Here is an 18739-nt window from a genome sequence, read left to right as displayed (position 1 = left end):
GAGGTATGTTGAGACCAGCACGCTCTCAGGATCAATCACTTAAAGACCTTGTCACCTTCAGTCTCAGTGGCGCCCTGGCCGGTTTCAGGAAAAGCGTGCCCATTGCCTTGAGCGTCTTCGCCTATGGCCTGGTCTTCGGCGTTTTGGCACGGCAGGCAGGTTTAAGCCTGGCGGAGTCCGTATTAATGAGCGGCCTCGTCTTCGCCGGGGCCAGCCAGTTCGCCGTCCTCGGGCTCTGGGCCAGCCCGCTGCCCATCGGAACCATCGTCCTGACCACGGCCATCATCAACCTCCGCCACCTGTTGATGGGCGCCGTGCTGTACCCGTGGTTTTCACGGCTGCGTCCCGCCGCCGCTTACCTGACCTCGTTCTTCATCGTCGACGAGTCCTGGGCCCTGACCATGGGCGAGCATGCCAGGGGGTGCCGCGATGCAGCTTTCTTGCTGGGCAGCGGCATCGCCCTGTTCCTGGCCTGGGTGGGTGCGACCGTGGCCGGGGGGATGGTCGGCGATGTCCTGCAGGACCCCTCGCGCTGGGGGTTGGACTTTGCCTTCACGGCTGTGTTCATCGCCTTGCTCGTGGGTTTTTGGAAGGGCAAGGCCGATCTTCTCCCTTGGGTTGTAGCCGCCGTTGTGGCAGCGGTGGCCGCCGAGCTGCTGCCGGGCAAGTGGTACATCCTGCTCGGCGGCCTGGCCGGGAGCCTGACGGGAGCGATGCAAAATGATGACTGATTATCAGGCTGTGCTCACGATAGCGTGCATGGCCGTGGTAACGTACGCCACCCGGGCCGGCGGGCTCTGGATGATGAGCAGGGTGACCTTGTCCAAGCGTATGATGGCCTGGCTGCGGCATGTTCCCGGAACGGTCCTTATGGCTATTGTCGCTCCCGCCGTCCTGAGCGGGGGGTTCGCGGAAGGGGTTGCGGGACTGGCCACGGCGCTGGTCGCTTGGCGGAGCGGGAACCTGCTGCTGGCGCTGGCGACCGGGGTCGGCGTGGTCTGGGGAGCACGGCTGGTGCTGTAACGAGGTGCCGATGGACTTCCGGGTGGTTACATCTGCAGACCGGTTTTCACGTCTTTCAATGACCTGCTGAATCCCCTCCGGGCCGGCCCAAAGGAATCTGTAAACTGGTCCGCTAGGTAGGTATCGTTGAGGCCGTGGCCAGCCAGACTATTTCACGAGCCAATTTCAGCAAGGCGTCAAGGGCATGTGAAATCCACTTGTTAACTCTGTTTCTACGGTTACACGGGGCAGGTTCATAAGGTAAAGTTTCAGACACCAAGTCAGAGTTCGTGGTCCCACGCATGTGGCCGCATTCCTGAGCAGTCACCCCAAAGTTGAATCGGTGCACTATCCGGGTCTCAAGGACCACCCCAGGCACGAGGTGGCGGCCCGGCAGATGGCCTTTTTCGGCGGAATCATCTCCTTCCAGCTCAAGGGCGGAAAAAAGAAGGCTCTGGCGGTGGCGGCGAAGGCGCGCCTCTTTGTCCGGGCGACGAGCCTCGGCGGCCCGATCAGTCTGATTGAGCACCGGGCCTCGTACGAAGGGCCCGGAACGATGGCTCCGGACAACCTCCTCCGGCTGTCCATTGGGCTGGAGCACCCGGACGACCTGATCGCAGACCTGGCTCACGCTTTAGCATAGGGCTTTCCTCCCGTACCGCTCTTGCCGGATGAGGTGCGGAAGTGGCTGGCAAGGAGCAGGCAAAAGGTGTCGGCACGGTGATTACCCGCGCCAAATCCTACCGCGAAGTTTTACCACGACGTATACAACTTGCCAGGGACAATCAGAATATTAGGTAACGCCGCATGGTAACAAGATTGCCTAACGAGGAGGTATGCGCCGTGAGCTGTCCAAGTCTGAAACACCGTTTTGAGGAAGAGCAACGTAAGGGCATCAGCTTTGAGAGGGCGGTAGAGATTTACAAGGACGTTGAGGGTTCGGTGGCCGCGCACCGCGCCGAGCTGGAGGAGCTCAAGAACCAGGGCGCCGAGATGCAGCGTATCAGCCACCTGCAGGAACACATCCGCGAGGGCGAAGAACTGCTCAAGGAAATCCGCAGGATGAAACTGCAATAGTTTAGTTTAGTCTAATTCGGGGGTTTACATCCAGGGGGATAGAGTATATAATTACCACAAAATCGGCAGCCGGAGCTGCCGGAACCCGGTAACCCCGACGCGGAACGTGTACCACGAAGGTACAAGTCCGGCTAAGAGGCCGGCCCTTCGTGGTTTTTGTTTTTAGCCCGGGCATAAATCATAAATATTTAGTTTTGGAGGTGTTCTGATGCATATTCCTGACGGCTTCCTGGACAGCAAGACCTGGATTACCTGTGCGGCCCTGTCGGCCGGGGGCATCGGCTTGGCCCTCAAGCGTACCAAAGAGGAGCTTGATGAACGACAGATTCCTCTTATCGGCGTGATGGCGGCCTTCGTCTTCGCGGCGCAGATGATTAACTTCCCCATCCCCGGCGGGACTTCGGGACACCTGATCGGGGGCGTTCTCTCGGCCGTCCTCTTCGGGCCGTGGGTCGCCGCGCTTATCATGGCCACCATCCTCGGCATCCAGTGTTTCATCTTTGTCGACGGCGGCGTAACCGCCCTGGGCGCCAATGTCCTGAATATGGCGATCATCGCGCCCCTGGGCGGGTACGCTGTTTTCCGGGCGATGAAGCCCTTCGGCCTAGTACCCGCTGTCTTTGTCGCTTCCTGGTTTTCGGTGTTTGTTGCTGCCGCAGCCTGCGCCGTCGAGCTCGCTCTGTCGGGGATCCCGCTGCTCGTGGTACTGCCGGCTATGGCCTTCTGGCACATTATCATCGGCCTGGGCGAAGGCCTGATCACCACGGCCGTAGTCCTTTACCTGATCAAGGCCCACAGCGACATACTCCCGCGTCTAGCCGAGGAAGCCAAGCCCGTGGCCAACCAGGCCCTCAAGCGCGGCGTCATTGTGATGCTGGCCGTTTCCTTGATCGTCGCGGGGTTCCTCTCACCCTTCGCTTCCCCTTCCCCGGACGGACTTGAACGCGTCGCCGAGGACAAGGGTTTCCTGGAGCGAGGCGTCGCCCTTATCGCGTCGCCCTTCGAAGACTATACTTTCCCCGGTTTGGCCGAACACCCGGTGGGTACGGCCGCGGCGGGGATTATCGGGACGGTTTTGACTTTCCTGGCCGGTTATGCCGTTTTTCGGGTCCAGCGCCGGAAAAACCAAAAACAGGATCATTCCACGCCTCTTCATTAAACATGGCTTCCCCAACAGAAAGCAGGCCGCCCAAACGGGCGGCCTGCTTTCTGTTGACGTTACTTGTCGATCGTGTAGCGCGGCCGGTCGGCCTCGGCCACGTAAACGAGGGCCGGCCGGGGGTTGACCTGCTGGAGGGCGATAGGGTAGCGATGAACGATACGGTTATTGATGTACTTGACTTCATAGGTGGTAATCACGTAGCCGTCACGTCCCGGGTCGGCTACGTGTATCTTCCCGGAGGTAAGGACGGGATCGATCCGGTAAATGGTTTTTGCCTTAAGCAGTGTCCTTTCGACCTCGGTTTTATAGACGATATTCCCTGCGTTTTCTTCGTGCCCGAAGATCCCGACATGCAGTTTATCGTCCTGCACCTCGGCAAGGATGACGATCGGCTCGGCGCGATCGTTGCGGAAACGAAAATCAATAACGTCCTTGTAAATCGCCGCGTCGCGCCCGGGGGGAACGTAAGGGACCGGACGCAGGTGCGGGGTGCGCTGGGTGACCGGCAGGCCGGCGCCCAGGACGGCGTTGTACAGCGTGGACGCGACCTGACAGACTCCCCCTCCGTAGTCGTGCTTCAGGCCGTTGGCGGTCAAGAGTATCGCCTTTTGGAACCCCCGCTCGGGGACCCTGGGCCCGAGACGTTCGTTCAGGGAGAATTCATCCCCGGGCGGTACCACGACGTTGTTGAGCAGGCTCGCCGCGAGAACGACGTTGCGGGTCCGGTCCTTATCGAGGGGATTGAAAGCCGTAATGAAATAGCCGATCCGCGCATTGACCGTCTTCAGCTTGTCCGCCGTGAGTTCCGGGGTTATCGGCTTGAAGGCCAGGACCACCCGGTGCTGCCGGGGCTCCAGGTTCCTGACCAGGTAGATGCTTCCCTCGATGTCCAGCTCCCGGCCGTTCGATTCGGGCAGGATGGTGATCTCGGCCTGGTCGAAGGCCAGCTGGGCGGGCTTCGGCTCCAGATAACAGCTTGGGGCGATCCCTTCCAAGAACTCGCGCAGATTATCTTCAGCAAAACAAGGCCTGACGGGTATGTTAACGCCGCTCAGCATGAGCCTGAAGAATGACTCTAATTGCTTCAGGTTTTTCAGTTCCTTGCCGACCTGCTGCGCTTCGGCGATCGCTCCTTCGTAGTCGTAAGTCCAGCGAAGATTCCCGTACGGTATGGACCAGATCTGTCCCTCGGGGGTCGCCAGCAACAGCTTGCTGTCCGGGCTTGGTTGGGGCAGGCCGGCCCTTAGGGCCGCCAAGGCTTGCCGGGTATCCAGTCCCCCGACGTCGATCCCGGCCACCTTCACTCCGCTCAGGATGACCCCATCGTAGCGCCATCGCAACACCGCCGTGGCGGCCGCAACGCTCAAAAAAGACTGGGCGACGACAAGCAGGGAAATAAGGCACAAAAAACGCACCAGGAAAGGCCGGCTCCTGGAGTTGATGCAGGTTCTAGGCACCGGTGTTCAGGGTTAGCTCGATGTATTTATTGTGCTGGATGGCCCGGTCGATAACTTCTTTGGTTACGACCTCGCCGGCCTCGGCAACGACGGTGCCGTCGTCCGCCACTATCTGCTTGGTCACGGTACGCCCCAACAGGTATTGTTTTTGTTGTTCCTCAAAATACTTCAGGGGATCGGCCGCTTCGGCCGCTTTCGCCTCGGCGGGCTGCCCGTTCTGCGACGCGGGCTCAAGGTGGTCGAAGCCCGGGACCAGGGCGGCGGGCAGGTCGTTGTTGATGACTACGAACTTCCGGCCGTAGGCGGCGACGTTAATGGTGGGGATAACCCCCGCAGCCTTATCCTGGCCGGGTAGAGCTATTTCCAGGCCTGTAATCAGGCCGCTTTCCTCGTCGACGGCGAATTCCCTGATAACCCCTGCGATCTTCCCCTTGCGCGTCATGACCGGAGTGCCGATCAACCCGACCTGCTGGTCCAGCACCTTGAGGGCTTCCGGAACGGACGAGAGGGTGACCGGAACCTCGGCCCTGGCGACGGTCAGTACGTCCGGCCCGATGCTTTCAATGTCTTTGAAGCGCACCACCAGGCACTCCCTGAAACCCCCGTCGCGGTTGATGACGATAAACTCCGCGCTCCCCGTCGCCGGGTTGACCAGCAGTCCCTTGACCTGGCCTACTTCAGCCGCTTCATTAATGCTGATCACAGGCAAACCGACAATCTCCCTACTCCTGCGCATTTCGTTTTTTCTCCTTTCGCTTTTTAGCTAATGAGACCGGAAACCGGCCGTTGCTTCCAGAAAAGCCAGGCGACGCAATTCATCCGGCACAGCTTCGTAACCCAGGTTCGGCGTTCCGCGGTAGGCCAGCAGGCGGTCGAGGCTACGGCAAAAAGCTTGTTTTTGCCGGAGAACGGGAACGAGCGGGTGTTCGGTGTCTGGCGGGTTGAGCAGAAAAGCGCCGATCAACGCATCGGCCAGGCGGTACTGCCCGAGGTGCTGGTAGATTGTGCTGAGTTCCCCGAGGATGAACCACTGCAGCCCCGGCTCCGGGCGCTGGCTGAGGGCGCTGTTCAGCAGCGTTACCGCTTCGACGAAGTCCAGCCGGCTGGCGGCGGCCAAAGCCTTGTCCACTAGGTTCCGCGGCGAGAGTGAATCGGGTGGTTCCTCTTCGGCGATGGGGTAGGCTTCGGCAATGTCGCTGGCCGTTTCCGCGTGGGCGTTGGCTTCTTCGGCCGGTTCCGCCGCCGTCGGGGAAGGGGCCGCGGCGCTGTCGCCGTCGCTGTCGGCGTCCTCCGCAACGCTGACAGCCGGACCCAGGGGTATGGGCGGACGGGACGGCGTGCTTGCCTGTTTCAAGATGGCTGGTTTGCTGAGAACGGGAATGCCGGGGGCGGCGGCCAGGGCGGCGACGGCGGGTGGCGAGGGGAGCGCGGGGCGGGGAAGGCTTTCCTCGGATTGACCGTTGAGGTGCTTGAGCCGGTACGCCAGGATACTCAGCCCGACAAGCGGCGCCGCGGTAAGGTACAGAACCAGTGTTCCGAACAGCCCCAGCACGAGGATGAGAAAGGGGAACACTGCAGCCAGCGCCAGCACGCCGAGCCCTGTGGTCCACGCTGCCGTCCTGTCTAGTACCTTGCCGTTTAACCGTAGGAAGAGGACAAAAAGGATAACCAATACGCAATAATAGACGTACAGGTTAACACCCCCCGACCCCCCTAGAGGGTGAACTAACGACAAATCCAGGTATGATCCTTTAACGTTCCTGCTTTACTCAGGAAATCCCGGATACCGGGGCCTGAGATAACGAATCTCCGCCCGCGATCCTTTTGACCCGGCTGCATAAGCCAGCAGCGCCGAAAAGAAAGACGTGAAGCCGACGGCCGCCAAAGCCCACTCCAGCGCGGGCGTCGGGACGGCGAAAGAAACAAGGTAAGTTGCCAAAAGACCCGCGCTCGACGCGATAATACCCCATTTCATTGACTTGCCGAGCAGTCTCCAGTCCATCTTGCCACTCCTTGAACGACATTCCCAGCCATTAAGAAAGATACCCACCGGGCGATTGACGGTGGGTTAAACCTGACTCGGGCCCGGTAACTGGCTGACATGGCGGTATCCCGCTTTAGCCCCTTTAGTTTTGCGTCACCACCTTTCGGTGGTTTTGCCCTAAATCGGGTTTTATTGCTGGATGAACATTTTAAAAATACCCATTATTTTCCCTATGTTACCACCTCATTTAACGCTACACAATACGAAATCAATACTTTTTACGACAAAATCGTGCAAGTTTTTGCTCTGTGGGCAGGGGAATGCCGCGAACCGCTGTCGAAAGGCGGGGAAGAGCCCGCAAGGAACCGAGCCGTAACGGCGTAAAATAAGGGGCGGCAAAAGCCGCCCCTTAATATCGAATCGGCCGTTGTCAGCCGCCGCCGACGGCGGGGAAGAGGTCTATCACGTCGTTTTCAAAAACGACTTCGTCCGGCCGGGTCTGCCTGCCGTTACGGAACTGGAAGACTACCCTGTCCTTCAGGTCTAACAGGTCGATGACGTCCTTGATGGTCTTGCCGTCTTCAATGGTCAGAAAGAGGCCCTTCTCGTGGTCGTACCCGGGCACGGTGTTGCGCAAAGCGGCGAACAGCCTGGCCCTGACCTTTATCTGCCGTATACCCGCTGCAGTTCTTCGGCCGTAAAGTCGAACACCGGGCCGTCTCCGCCTAGGTGTTCGGTAGAGAAAAATTCCGGGATGACATCATGCGCGGCGCCGATGCCGGCTCTGGCGTTGAAAGCCCTTTCGCCGGCCAGGGTCTGCGCGCCGACGGCCATCAAGTCGCCCACGCTCACCTCGCGCCCCGTCCTGGCGCGCACGATATCGGCTACGTACTGTAGGTTCTCCGGATTGTCGAAGCAAAAGAAAACGAAGAGGCACAACCCGAGGTTGTCCATCGTCGCCATCAAGGTCTGCAGGTCGCGCGAGACCTCTATCTGCCCCGCTTTCTCGACCGGGTTGACCGCGGGATGGCCCAGGGTGTTGCCCGCCGTGTGGTCGGCACCCATCGGGCTCGTGGTGTAGGTAACGCCGGTGCCTTTCAGCCCCCGGGGGTCGTACGACGCCAGGGATTGGCCCTTGACCTGGGGAATCCGCCCGGCACCCAAAACCCTGCCGGTCACCGCTGCGCCCTGGCCGATCAACCGGCCGAGAAGGGAACCTTTCCCGGCCTCGTGGATCAGGCCGATCAGCGCCTCCCGGTCGCCGAAAGAGGCCAGGCCCTGCTCCATCATTATCGCTATGGCGGCCTCTGTCTCGATGGTGTCCAGGCCGTAATCGTCGCACAGGCGGTCAGCTCTGGCGATGGTGTCGAGGTCGTCTATCCCGCAGTTGGCTCCCAGCATGCCCAGCGTTTCGTATTCGAGACCGGAGGTCAGGTAGTCGCCTTGGGCGTTGTTATAAATATTGGAACAGCGGATGACGCAGCCCGGGTGGCATGGGTGGCCGCCTTTGCCCCCGCGCGGGCCCTGAATCCCGGCCATCTTCTCGCCGCTGATGTTCTCCGCTCCTTCGAACCGGCCGCTGCTGAAGTTCCTGGTCGGGAGGGCACCCATGGCGTTGACCATATTTACCAGGACGGCCGTTCCCAGGCAGGGCAGAGCCTGGCCGGTGACCGGGTTGGCCGCAAGAGCCTTGGCCAGCGCCTGGCTCTTTTCCTTCAGCAAATCGGGCAGCGCCACGTTCAGCGACGGGTTGGCCGTGCTCCTGATAACGACGGCCTTCACCCCCTTGGCGCCCAAAACGGCGCCCAGTCCCCCGCGGGCGGCGTGTCGGCAGGGGCGCCCCTCGATATCGCTCACGGCCACGGTGGCGTTGGCGTACCGGTACTCGCCGGCCGGGCCGATGGGAAATTATCGCCGCGCAATCGGGGAACCGCTCGCGCAGGCGCGCGTTGACCTCGTAGTTGCCCAGCCCCGCGAGGTCGTCGGCCGGCAGGAACTCTGCCTTATCAGGGCCGATGACCGGGGTGTGAAGGCACGCAGCGCCGCCCTCAATGATCACGGCTTTCAGGCCGAGACGGGCGATGGCTGCGCCGGCCGTTCCCCCCACGTTAGCTTCCTTGATCGTTCCGGTCAGCGGGCTCTTGGCTCCTACCGAAAGCCTTCCCGCGCACGGGACCGCGGTCCCCGTCAGGATGCCCGGGGCCAGGACCAGGATGTTGCCGCTGCCGAGGGGTTCGCACTGCGGATCGATCTCCCGGGACAGGAGCGCGGCGATCAGTCCCCTGCCGCCTAAAAGTCCGTACTCCTCCGGAACGGCCTCATAGGCGGTTTCTCTATTGATCATGTCAATGCGCAAAAGCTTCATTGTTCTCCTCCTTGCCGGGTTTTAATAGGCCAGTTCGAACAAGCGCAGAACGTCTTCGAGGGTCGGTTTCTTGGGGTTAAAGAGGATGCTGATCTCTTCAATGGCGTCCTGGGCCAGCTTGGGCAGCATGCTCTTCGGCACGCTGCGACAGGGCCGGGATGCTCAGCTCGGAGCAGAGCTTCTTCACGAATTCCACCGCCGCCTTCCCGGCCGCCGCGTTGTCGAGGTCCGCCACGGGCAGGCCCATCGCCCCGGCGATCCGGGCGAACTTGTCGGGACAGGCGTCGAGGTTATAGTCCATGACGTAGGGAAGGGCGATGGCGTTGGCCACGCCGTGCGGAATCCCGCAGTGCGCGCTCAAGGGGTGGGCCATGGAATGGACGAGGCCGAGGACGGCGCTGTTAAAGGCGAACCCGTCCATCAGGCTGCCGAGCATCAATCGCTTCCCTGGCCGCCAGGTTGCCGCCGTTCCTGGTGGCCTCGACGATGTTGGCGCTGATGAGCTCGATGGCTTTCAGGGCCATGCAGTCGGTGGGGATCATGGCGTTGGTTGAGACGTAAGCCTCGATGGCGTGGGTCAGGGCGTCGAGCCCGGTAGAAGCAGTAATCGCCGGGGGCAGGTTGACGGTCATCTCCGGGTCGACGAGGGCGATGGTCGGGCCGACGAACGGGCCGCCGATGACCATTTTCTTGACTGTCTTGGTGTCGGTGATGATGGTGAAGTCGGTGACCTCGCTGGCCGTTCCGGCGGTCGTAGGCACGCAGATCAAGGTCTTGGTCGGGTTCTTGACCATTCCCAGTCCCGCGTACTGGTTGATGGGGGAAGGGTTGGTCAGCAGGATGTTGACGGCTTTACCCGCGTCCATGGAGCTTCCGCCGCCCACGGCCACGATGATGTCGGGCCCGAATTCCCGGGCCAGGCCCGCCGCCCGCTCGATGGTGGTATCCAGGGGATTGGGCTCGACCTCGTCAAAAACAAGCACCTCGGCCGGGGCCTCCTGCAGGCCGGCGAGGACGCCGTCGACCAGGCCGGCGGCGCGCACCCCCTTGTCGCAGACCAGAAAAACTTTTTTAGCTCCCATAGCCCGGGCTTTTTCGCCTGCTGATTTTGCCGCACCGCTGCCGAAGAAAACGGTGCTCGGAATGCTGAACATGAAGTTCATCGTCTAACCTCCGTCATTTAATGTTTTAGCTTGGAGGAAAACAAAAACCGCCAGGATTAAGAAACCTGACGGTTAACAGCCAACTAGCGAGACTCAACTCGACTAAAGCTAAGCTAACCTCAGCATTTCTCATCTCCTCTCGATATTCAATTCGATATTCAATTAAAACTCAATTAAGAAAACCCGACCTTTTCGTGGCCATCCACGGCTTACCAAGCCATTTTTACTACTTAAAGAGCCAATGGCCGAAAAGTCAATAGTCTTCCATTGGCTGATAAAGACCGATAAAGATAACACAAGGCCGCACCCGATAAGGGTACGGCCTCCGGGGCCGGTGGTAAACACGAGTCTCGTTTAGCTGCAACCGCCTTTGTCGTCCGGAGCAAGGCTTTCGGAAACCTCCATCCCGGCCTGCGCTGCGGTGGAGGCCCTGGCCATCGTCCGCTGCACCGGCTGTTTACCCCTGGCGGGGACGGTGCTTACCGCCGCTTGCACCATCTGTTCGTTGACGTTCTTCTTGGCCAACTTTTTCCACCTCCTTAATATGCGTCATCGTGACGTCGATAGATTTATAACTGCCCGGCAAAATCCGACTTATGTATTTTTCAACCGTTCCCCGGCTGTTTTTCTGCAACGGGACGATTATAATGGTTTTATGCAAATCCCACGAGGAATCGGCCGTCCCCGGCGCCGAATTACCCGGAAATCAGGCAACACGCTGTCAAGCAAAGTTGTCAGGCAAATTGGAGGTGTCCCGGCGTGGATATCCTGTCCGCTATCGGCAATACACCGCTCATCGCCTTGCAAAAACTAAGCCCGGACCCCGGAGTTAAAATCCTCGGCAAGCTGGAGGGATGCAACCCCGGAGGCTCGGTCAAGGACCGCCCGGCTTACTACATGGTGCAAAAGGCCGAGGAAGCGGGGGAACTCCTTCCCGGGAAGACGATCCTTGAGGCGACCTCGGGGAATACCGGCATCGCCTTGGCCATGATCGGGGCGGCCAAGGGATACCCCGTAAGACTCGTCATGCCCGGGTGCGTGAGCATGGAGCGGTCGCGCATCCTGGAGGCCTTCGGAGCCGAGGTCGTGCTTACGCCCGCGAAAGAGGGGACGGACGGCGCCATCCGCAAGGCGCACGAAATCATCGGCGCCGAGCCGGACAGGTATTACATGCCCAACCAGTTTGTCAACGAGAATAACATTCTGGCCCATTACGAGACGACCGGTCCGGAAATCTTCGCCCAGACCGGCGGGGAGATCGATGTCTTTGTGGCTGGCATGGGCACGACGGGGACGCTGATGGGCGTCGCCAGGTACCTGAAAGAGCAAAAACCGCAGGTCAGGATCGTGGGCGTGGAACCCGTGAAGGGCCACGCCATCCAGGGCCTGAAGAACATGGAGGAGGCCATCGTGCCGGCGATTTACGACCCCGCCCTGCTCGACGAAAAAATCATCGTCGAAGATGACGAGGCCTTTGCAATGACCAGGCTGCTGGCCACGCGCGAGGGGGTTTTCGTCGGCATGTCCAGCGGCGCGGCGGTGGCCGGGGCTATCAAGGCGGCGCGGCAGATGAGCGCCGGTACAGTTGTCGTCATTCTGCCTGACCGCGGCGACCGCTACCTGAGCACCACGCTCTTCCGCTCCATTTGCGCCAAATGCTCGCCGTGAAGTGTTTCTCTCGGAGCAAAAATATTGCTTTTGTTGGGTGTCGAAACAAGTCGAAAGGTATGCAGTACTTTTTCTTACAAAGCTTGACTTAACTACCATGGAAAAGTAGAGTAAACGAAAAGGTGGCCGGAATAGGATGCCTGTAATGGCTTGGAGAAGCCGGGAAAGAAGGTTGGGTACAAGCAGACAGCGGCTGCTGGTGCTAGCTATTGCTTTGTTTTTTTTCCTGGTCACGGGTCAGGCGCATCCGGCCGAAGCTTTATCACTGGAGCTGGGCCTTGCTAATCTTGTGAACATCGGTGTTGATTTGGCTGAAGAGGACAGCCTTCTTGGAGTCACAGCGAATGTCGACACGGGAGATGCTCTCTCTCTTTTGGATACTGATGCTTCAGTGGGGCTGGGCGTTGGCGGCCCGTCCATCCTGGATGTTGAAACAGATGTACAGACCAGCTTACCGGGCGGCCAGGATTCCGGGGGTGCTGGTCTTTCTGTTGGTTTGACGGCCGTAGACAGTGACTCATCCTCTCTGCTGGACGCCTGCGCCGGTCTGGATGCAAACGTAGCTGGACTTCCCATATTGGAATCGAGATTGCCTAATACAAACCTAAGTACCGGCCTGGAGGCCGGGGCCAGTGTAAGTGATGACGGTTTTAACGCCAGCATTGGCGCAAGCGCCGATGTTGGACTTCAAGCTGCCTTGCCGCTTGCTTCCGGACTCGGAGTGGATGCCGGAGTGGATACCGGTTTTGACCTTGGTTTAGATGACAGTGGGCTGGATGTTAGTCTGGACGCAGGCGCAAGCCTTGCTGCCGAGGTCGAAACTCCGCTTGTGGGCACTGCCGCAGATGCCGGCCTGGATGCCGGGTTTGACGTAGGGCTTAGCGGCGGGGGGCTGGACGACGGCCTTGATGCCGGTGTGGACCTTGGCATTGATGGCGAGGACGGCTCCGGTATAAGCCTGGATGACGAAACGGAGTCGGCCGATACCGCCGGCGAAACCCGTAACTACGGTGAAACCCATAACGGCAGCCAGATTTCTCACAAAGGCCAAACCGGTAACAATGAAGATAACGGCTCAAGTAAATCCCAACAGCCGGACAACGAGTATTTCCAGGTTAACCCTGGGAAACAAACCAGGGATCGTTACAGGGATAGTAATAGGAATGGCAGTGTCGGTTCCCCCTCCGGGGAAAAGCCGGATCCCTGCCTTGCTGGTTTACGGATAAATATCACTTCTCTTGCAAGCAATAAAGTAAACCCGGCCGCGGCGGTTCCCGCCGGCCACGATAATGCCCATCGTTTTCCGGACGTTCCTTGCCCCTCGGTTCCGAGCACAGCGGCCGTCCCGGCTGCCGGCAGTATAACCGCGGCTTCGAGTCCTGCCGGCGGAAGCAAGGGCTGGGCCGTATTGGCGGACGCCCTCGCTGCTGTCCCGCCGCTGCCGTCCGGTTGGCTGCCGGATGCTGCGCGTTACCGGTACTCTTCACCCGGTATGTCTCCATCCGCCCTTCCAGGGTAACGTCTATCCTTCTTTAAGTCCCCTCGTTTCTTCACTAATTGCAAACCAGATAACGACCTGTCCGGTGGCAGGCTGTACGGCCCGACGTTAACAGCCTCGCAGGATTGTCCACTGTTTGGGTGGCAGCCGGTGTTGTCCGTGCCTGCCTCTGACTTGCTACACCGTCCCCGGGCCGGACGACCCCCCCTGCCCGGGGAAATGGGATGAGTGCGGCGCCCACGCCGGTTCCCACCGGCAGGTCAAACAAAAACTTCGTTAACATACCTGGAGGTGACAGTATGGAAGTCAGAACTTGTTCCCGCTGCGGTCAAGTTTGGTATTCGGCGGATACGGTAACAGTATGGGTTTGCTCGCGGTGCGGCGCGAAAATACCGCGCATCGCAACAGTCGCGTGGCCCGGGTCCAGAACGACTCCGCGGCCTAAACCGAAGGAACCGGTGACGCCGCCGCCCGGCCGGCTGGTGGCTCCCACGAAATGGCTGATGGTCTGGTAGGAGATGGGGCCGGAGCCCCTTCCGGCCTCATCACTTGTTTTAAACTTAGGGGTTTGGAGGAGTATACGTGAAAAGCCCTGCCCTTTCGACGGACGGCTTGCACCTGCAGGTCGGTGACCACGTTTGTGTTCTTCATGAAGGAGCAATGCAACGGATTACGCTGCTTCTATTGCTGCTTCAACACGGCTTGGCCAATAAGGCAAAATGCCTGTACGTTGCCGATGACTATGCGATGTTCTATCAGATCCCGGAACTGTTTCGGTTACTCAAGGACGTCAAACACCTATATCCCGGCCGGTTAACCTTGGTTACCCGGGAAGAGTTTTTTCCCGGGGGGAGGCGCTTTGAGCCGGACACCATCGTTACCATACTTGGTGAACAAGAGTCCCGGGTCCTGAAGCAAGGTTACGACAGCCTGCAGGTGGCTGTGGAAATGACCTGGATGCTCAGCTCCGGGGTAACCCTGGAGCGGATAATGGATTACGAAAAGAAGTTGAACGCTTATTGCAGGAATAGCCGGTCTGCCGTAGCCTGTGCCTATGACCTGCTGCGTTTTCCCTCAGTGATGCTGGTAAATGCCGTTACGGTCCACCCCCTGGTCCTTTTGCACGGGGCGCTGTGCAGCAACATCTATTACATTCCGAATCCAAACCTCCGCCTTGACCCCCGGGCTTCAGGGACCGTGCTGCGCCACTATTTACAGCAACTCCAAGAGTGCGCGCCTTATCTCAAGCGGGCGCAAAAGGAATAAACGCAGGCTGCGAGGATGAGTGGCGCTCTTCTGAAAAGCGTACCGACAATCTAAGCTCGAAGAGAAATATAAGCTTGAGTTGAACAGAGGCGAGTTCCAGTGAGGGTTGCTTTTTCAGCTGGGCTTCATGCCCGGCTTTGTTTCTTCCTGGTCTTTCTATGAAGATGATCATAAGAAGATGATCATAAGCGGTAGGCGCTCTGCAGGGCACTAGCACTATTATTTAGGGGCAGCCTTGCTGAAGGAGTATGGGTGGTTTGCAGGTAACAGTTATACTGCTTGGAGTCTCCCTTAAATTCTTGCAGGGGCGGTGCCCTGATGAGGCCGGTAACCCTTGTGATGTGTTTTTTAGCGCTCCTGGTTCTCGTTGTCCCAGGTTACGCCCGGACCGCATATTCGGGGACGGTCGTGCACGAGCCCTCCACTTACCCGGCGAATGTCCGGAACGCCGCCCGGGCCGCCAGACTGGTCAACTGCCAGGTCATCTTCCCCGGGCAGGTCTTCTCCTTCAACGCCGCCGTCGGACCGCGCACTGTTGCCAACGGTTTTATCCCGCGAAAGGCCATGATCAACGGGAAGTTCGTCTACGCCGACGTGGGCTCCGGCATCTGCCGCACCGCCAGTGCCTTATACCAGGCGGCCCTGGGCGCAAAACTGCCGATCGTAGAGCACCACAGTCACTCCTACCGCGTGGAGTACACTTTGGCGGAAACGGATACCGCTATCTGGTGGGACACGATGGACCTCAAAATCCGCAACGACTGCAGCTTCCCTCTCCTCATCAGGGCGACGACCGCGTCATCAGGCGTAACCGTAACGCTTAAAGAGGAGCACACCGACCTTTTCCGCCTGGAGCAGCGCCTCCTGCATTACCGCAGCAGCCTTATGTAACCGTGGGGTTAGAGCCTTTCCGGAGGTCAAAAGAAGAGGGCTCGCCTAACGAGCCCCTAGCACTACTTCTTATCGTTTCCTTCTTCTTCTTCTTCTTCTTCTTCTTCGTAATCGATTTCTGCGCTTTCGTCCTCGTATTCTTCTTCTTCTTCTTCTTCTTCTTCCTCGTCCTCGTCATCCAACTCGTCTTCTTCGTATTCCAGGTACTCCAGTTCGTCGTCCGCTTCAACCACCGCCCTATAGATTATCTTGTACATTTCACCAACCGTGGCGGCCATTTCAAGCGGATCATAGTCTGCGGACAGCTGGTTGAGGGACAGCCTTTCAATGCAGGCTTTGACCAGTTCGGCAGCGGCTTCAACCTGTTCGTCGCGAACTGACACGGCTTCACCTCCCTTAGTCTGGCAACGGTAAGCGTTAACCGGGATTAATATAAGTATTCAACGCGGGGGGAGAAATACCTACAAAGTAAATATAAAGATGGTGTCGGGCGACGGGCTTATCTTACTGCGGATGGTGAGGCATATCTCGTCTAGGACAGTAAGCCCGCCAAACCTCTTTGAAACCCTGACAACCTCAACGTAACTCATACTGTCTCCTCCTTAAGGCTCTGGATGGAAGGGGCCATGGCTGGCCGCGGGGAAGAAATTTGCAGAAAGAGCTTATAAACTGGTGACTGTTATCTTCGATGGATGGTAGGGTGAGGTCAGCCTAAAAGGGAGATACTGCCGGTACGCAATCCGGCATCTTTAAGCAATTGCCCCAGTTTGCGGAAGTCATCCTCAATGAACGGGTTCCAGGTTGGCTGATAGATTACACGGGCGGGGTGAAACAAGGGGAAGGCTTTAGCCTTGGGATTCAAGGAGTTGATCCGGAACCGTCGAATAGGCTTTAATGGCAAAGACTTCGTCCCAGCAGCCATGTGGTCCTTGCCGTACTAAAAAACAGAACGAAACGAGCAGAGGATACAGTGGGAAAATCGCTATCTTCATTTTCCAGCAGTGCGCCGGCGGGTTCCACCATCCCGTGGGCTGGACTTGTCCACCTTTTTGTCGTCTACGTGGTTTGGGGGAGCACTTACCTGGCGATCCGGGTGGCGGTCCGTGAGGGCGCGGGGTTTCCGCCGTTTGCGTTGGGCGCCTCGCGTGTTCTCCTTGCCGGGGGGCTGCTCATCCTGTGGGCGGTACTGACGCGGAACCGTTGGCGGCCAACCCCGAAGGAGTTGGCCGTGCTGGCGGCCACGGGGCTCCTGCTTTGGACAGGAGGAAACGGCATGGTTAACTGGGCCGAGCAGCGCGCCGATTCGGGTTACGCCGCCCTGCTTGTCGGGTCGCTGCCGATCTGGGTAGCCTTAATCGAGGCTATCCTTGACCGGCGACTGCCGTCCTTGCTCTTTGTATTCTCGCTTCTGGTCGGATTTGCCGGCGTGGGCTTGCTGACCCTTCCGGTACTATCTACAGGGACAAGATCGGATATTCTGTCAGTACTGGCGCTGATCCTTGCTCCGATCTGCTGGGGCCTGGGGTCGATCATCCAGCAGCGCCGCCCTGTTGAGCTTACGGTTCCCGTGTGTTCCGGGTACCAGCACCTTTTCGGAGGCCTCGGATTTTTGGTGTTGGTGATTGCCACGGGTGAGCCGGTTCCAAACCCCACGCCGGAAGCCTGGCTGGCCTGGGGATATCTGCTTGTCTTCGGCTCTCTCATCGCCTTTACTTCATTCATTATGGCCATCCGCATCCTCCCGATGAACATCGTCATGACCTACCCCTATGTTAATCCGGTCATTGCGGTGATCCTGGGCTGGCTCATCCTGGATGAGGAGATCACGGCGACGACCATCGGCGGGATGGTTCTGGTCCTGCTCGGGGTGGCCGGGGTTTTCCGGGACCGCTACCGGATGCCTCCGAAAGCAGCCAGGCGGGCGGAACGGGTTTCGCATTGACACGGGCCGAACACTAAATTGACGTAACGTTTAGCATATTGACTATCAGATTATGTTCCTTAAGTCAGCCAGAAGTACGTGAAATATCAGACGAAGGAGCCATTCTGTTCTCGCCGACAAAAACCACCTGGAGGGCATTAACAAAGACGATTCAATAAACGGAACGCATCTGCTGGACGAAATTCAGGCAACAGTCGAAGCGAACTTCACGGTAATGGGCGATACCATGGCCTTTGAGAAAAATCTGCAGGTCGGCGCGAAAACTGTCTCTCACTTCTGGCGCCACGATGGTCGGAATAATCTGGTGGACCGAAATACCTGGCACATGGGCCTTTAGCCACTTAATATAGCGGTTTAGCTGGGCAGCGGCCTGCTCGTCTGCTTCTTGAGACTTTAGTTCCCACAGGTGGATAAAGGTATTATACTTGTTCTTTGTGTAGATCAAGATATCAATACTTTGCATTCCCGCACCGCAATAGATCTCGTTGCCGATCCAAGTGATTTCTACTCCAGGAAATAGCAGCGAGGTAAGCTTAGTGTTGCGCTTAAGCTCTTGCATAAAGTAGGCCTGGAGGTGGAGCTCAAAAGACCGGTCAGTATGGTTCATGAGGTCCATAAGGCGCCGGTCGATCCTGTCAAACAAAAGGGTATCTCCCAGATAAGGCCTTTGCTGCGTTGACGGGGACAGGCTGATTGTTTCGTGAGCGAAGCCAACCTTGCTCGCTCCAAGAACCTGGCCTGCGTTGCGCAGGTCAAGCATTCTTTTGATTATCTCCGACTCGTGCGGGAGGAGTGGAGTGCAGCCTCTTTTAGCTGTCATCTTCCGATAAATCAATGTCCAAGGGATCTCGAAGACGCTTTGGAAGTCGGTCATCTCGTCCATCAGTTGCCATTCGGTCAGTCCTTCACGATATACTACCTTGGGCTTAATTAACAGTCTGTAAGGGAGGGGCATCCCTAGCTCGGCCAGGAGATAGGCACCTTTTGGTTCGTAGAATGGATAGGGACTAAGAACCTCGAAGATGCCGAAAAAACGTCCGCCTTCCCGGCTGATGTCGGCCGAAGGCCGTTCCAGATAAAAGAGGATCTCGTCTCCGGCATGAACTCGACAGACGTCGGCATACAGCGCAGCTTGGGCACGCTCGTTGCTGGCGTGTATCCCGTCGACGTTACTCCACGAAAAATCGTTCTCTTTCCTTACTCCTGCAAACCCATACGCAAGATGTATCGGCAATGTACTTTCGGAAACGATAAAAAGATGCAC

23 protein-coding genes, 1 pseudogene and 1 riboswitch are annotated in these 18739 nt (G+C 58.5%); of the genes and pseudogenes, 10 read left to right on the top strand and 14 right to left on the bottom strand.

Annotated features, from left to right (window positions below; genetic code table 11):
- The first annotated feature begins 5 nt into the window (after positions 1–5).
- The 5 genes from ACUM6F_RS00520 to ACUM6F_RS00500 all read left to right on the top strand — a co-directional run bounded on the left by ACUM6F_RS00520 (position 6) and on the right by ACUM6F_RS00500 (position 3238).
- Complete coding sequence (locus ACUM6F_RS00520; protein WP_445348045.1) at positions 6–731, top strand: AzlC family ABC transporter permease; 726 nt, start codon at positions 6–8, stop codon at positions 729–731.
- Positions 724–1023, top strand: a complete 300-nt coding sequence (locus ACUM6F_RS00515; RefSeq protein WP_445348044.1) for an AzlD family protein — start codon at positions 724–726, stop codon at positions 1021–1023. Before ACUM6F_RS00520 ends, ACUM6F_RS00515 begins: the two co-directional genes overlap by 8 nt.
- Positions 1024–1306: 283 nt before the next feature.
- Positions 1307–1645, top strand: a complete 339-nt coding sequence (locus ACUM6F_RS00510; RefSeq protein ID WP_445348043.1) for a PLP-dependent transferase — start codon at positions 1307–1309, stop codon at positions 1643–1645.
- A gap of 200 nt (positions 1646–1845) precedes the next feature.
- The gene (locus tag ACUM6F_RS00505; protein WP_425620258.1) at positions 1846–2079 is read left to right on the top strand and encodes a hypothetical protein; all 234 of its coding nucleotides are present in this window, start codon (positions 1846–1848) and stop codon (positions 2077–2079) included.
- Positions 2080–2287: 208 nt separating this feature from the next.
- On the top strand, positions 2288–3238 hold the full coding sequence (locus ACUM6F_RS00500; protein ID WP_445348042.1) for an energy-coupling factor ABC transporter permease: 951 nt from the start codon (positions 2288–2290) through the stop codon (positions 3236–3238).
- A gap of 59 nt (positions 3239–3297) precedes the next feature.
- On the opposite strand, the gene ACUM6F_RS00495 is transcribed toward ACUM6F_RS00500, so the two are convergent.
- The 10 genes and pseudogenes from ACUM6F_RS00495 to ACUM6F_RS00450 form a co-directional block, all read right to left on the bottom strand.
- Entirely contained in the window at positions 3298–4656 is a 1359-nt protein-coding gene (locus ACUM6F_RS00495) for a VanW family protein (protein WP_445348041.1), read from the bottom strand.
- 34 nt (positions 4657–4690) lie between these two features.
- Positions 4691–5434, bottom strand: a complete 744-nt coding sequence (locus ACUM6F_RS00490; protein WP_425620255.1) for a PRC-barrel domain-containing protein — start codon at positions 5432–5434, stop codon at positions 4691–4693.
- A gap of 27 nt (positions 5435–5461) precedes the next feature.
- Positions 5462–6370 carry a hypothetical protein gene (locus tag ACUM6F_RS00485; RefSeq protein ID WP_445348040.1) on the bottom strand — a complete coding sequence of 303 codons (909 nt, stop codon included), beginning with the start codon at positions 6368–6370 and terminating at the stop codon, positions 5462–5464.
- A gap of 93 nt (positions 6371–6463) precedes the next feature.
- The gene (locus ACUM6F_RS00480; RefSeq protein WP_425620253.1) at positions 6464–6700 is read right to left on the bottom strand and encodes a hypothetical protein; all 237 of its coding nucleotides are present in this window, start codon (positions 6698–6700) and stop codon (positions 6464–6466) included.
- A gap of 82 nt (positions 6701–6782) precedes the next feature.
- A riboswitch (cyclic di-GMP riboswitch) is annotated at positions 6783–6869 on the bottom strand.
- 243 nt (positions 6870–7112) lie between these two features.
- Positions 7113–7319 carry a MoaD/ThiS family protein gene (locus ACUM6F_RS00475; protein ID WP_445348039.1) on the bottom strand — a complete coding sequence of 69 codons (207 nt, stop codon included), beginning with the start codon at positions 7317–7319 and terminating at the stop codon, positions 7113–7115.
- Positions 7320–7345: 26 nt separating this feature from the next.
- Positions 7346–8545, bottom strand: a complete 1200-nt coding sequence (locus tag ACUM6F_RS00470) for an aldehyde ferredoxin oxidoreductase C-terminal domain-containing protein (protein WP_445348038.1) — start codon at positions 8543–8545, stop codon at positions 7346–7348.
- 106 nt (positions 8546–8651) lie between these two features.
- Positions 8652–9026 (bottom strand): annotated as a pseudogene (locus tag ACUM6F_RS00465) (aldehyde ferredoxin oxidoreductase N-terminal domain-containing protein); the annotation flags it as partial.
- Positions 9027–9144: 118 nt separating this feature from the next.
- Positions 9145–9468: a dehydroquinate synthase/iron-containing alcohol dehydrogenase family protein gene (locus tag ACUM6F_RS00460; protein ID WP_445348220.1), complete on the bottom strand. Its 324-nt coding sequence runs from the start codon at positions 9466–9468 to the stop codon at positions 9145–9147.
- Positions 9449–10210: an iron-containing alcohol dehydrogenase gene (locus ACUM6F_RS00455; RefSeq protein WP_445348037.1), complete on the bottom strand. Its 762-nt coding sequence runs from the start codon at positions 10208–10210 to the stop codon at positions 9449–9451. Before ACUM6F_RS00455 ends, ACUM6F_RS00460 begins: the two co-directional genes overlap by 20 nt.
- A 354-nt stretch (positions 10211–10564) precedes the next feature.
- The gene (locus tag ACUM6F_RS00450) at positions 10565–10735 is read right to left on the bottom strand and encodes a hypothetical protein (RefSeq protein ID WP_445348036.1); all 171 of its coding nucleotides are present in this window, start codon (positions 10733–10735) and stop codon (positions 10565–10567) included.
- Between the two features lie 234 nt (positions 10736–10969).
- Here ACUM6F_RS00450 and ACUM6F_RS00445 point away from each other — a divergent pair, with 234 nt between their 5' ends.
- The 3 genes from ACUM6F_RS00445 to ACUM6F_RS00435 all read left to right on the top strand — a co-directional run bounded on the left by ACUM6F_RS00445 (position 10970) and on the right by ACUM6F_RS00435 (position 14642).
- Positions 10970–11878 carry a PLP-dependent cysteine synthase family protein gene (locus ACUM6F_RS00445; protein WP_425620252.1) on the top strand — a complete coding sequence of 303 codons (909 nt, stop codon included), beginning with the start codon at positions 10970–10972 and terminating at the stop codon, positions 11876–11878.
- Between the two features lie 199 nt (positions 11879–12077).
- A complete protein-coding gene (locus ACUM6F_RS00440) occupies positions 12078–13397 on the top strand; it encodes a hypothetical protein (protein ID WP_445348035.1) in 1320 nt (439 codons plus the stop codon).
- A 561-nt stretch (positions 13398–13958) separates the two neighbouring features.
- Positions 13959–14642: an MEDS domain-containing protein gene (locus ACUM6F_RS00435; RefSeq protein WP_445348034.1), complete on the top strand. Its 684-nt coding sequence runs from the start codon at positions 13959–13961 to the stop codon at positions 14640–14642.
- Here ACUM6F_RS00435 and ACUM6F_RS00430 read toward each other — a convergent pair.
- Complete coding sequence (locus ACUM6F_RS00430) at positions 14620–14814, bottom strand: hypothetical protein (RefSeq protein ID WP_445348033.1); 195 nt, start codon at positions 14812–14814, stop codon at positions 14620–14622. The two genes, ACUM6F_RS00435 and ACUM6F_RS00430, sit on opposite strands and share 23 nt — an antisense overlap.
- Before the next feature lie 146 nt (positions 14815–14960).
- Here ACUM6F_RS00430 and ACUM6F_RS00425 point away from each other — a divergent pair, with 146 nt between their 5' ends.
- Positions 14961–15533 (top strand): VanW family protein, encoded by a 573-nt coding sequence (locus ACUM6F_RS00425; RefSeq protein WP_445348032.1) that lies wholly within the window; start codon positions 14961–14963, stop codon positions 15531–15533.
- A gap of 62 nt (positions 15534–15595) precedes the next feature.
- On the opposite strand, the gene ACUM6F_RS00420 is transcribed toward ACUM6F_RS00425, so the two are convergent.
- Together ACUM6F_RS00420 and ACUM6F_RS00415 are read right to left on the bottom strand one after the other, a co-directional pair.
- The gene (locus ACUM6F_RS00420) at positions 15596–15916 is read right to left on the bottom strand and encodes a hypothetical protein (RefSeq protein ID WP_445348031.1); all 321 of its coding nucleotides are present in this window, start codon (positions 15914–15916) and stop codon (positions 15596–15598) included.
- Between the two features lie 78 nt (positions 15917–15994).
- Positions 15995–16123: a hypothetical protein gene (locus ACUM6F_RS00415; RefSeq protein WP_425620244.1), complete on the bottom strand. Its 129-nt coding sequence runs from the start codon at positions 16121–16123 to the stop codon at positions 15995–15997.
- Between the two features lie 380 nt (positions 16124–16503).
- Here ACUM6F_RS00415 and ACUM6F_RS00410 point away from each other — a divergent pair, with 380 nt between their 5' ends.
- On the top strand, positions 16504–17475 hold the full coding sequence (locus tag ACUM6F_RS00410; RefSeq protein WP_445348030.1) for an EamA family transporter: 972 nt from the start codon (positions 16504–16506) through the stop codon (positions 17473–17475).
- A gap of 151 nt (positions 17476–17626) precedes the next feature.
- Here the strand turns inward: ACUM6F_RS00410 and ACUM6F_RS00405 are convergent, their stop codons facing one another.
- Positions 17627–18739, bottom strand: a complete 1113-nt coding sequence (locus ACUM6F_RS00405) for a hypothetical protein (protein WP_445348029.1) — start codon at positions 18737–18739, stop codon at positions 17627–17629.

The organism is Desulforudis sp. DRI-14, from assembly GCF_052618305.1.
This window is presented reverse-complemented; position numbering and strand designations above follow the sequence as displayed.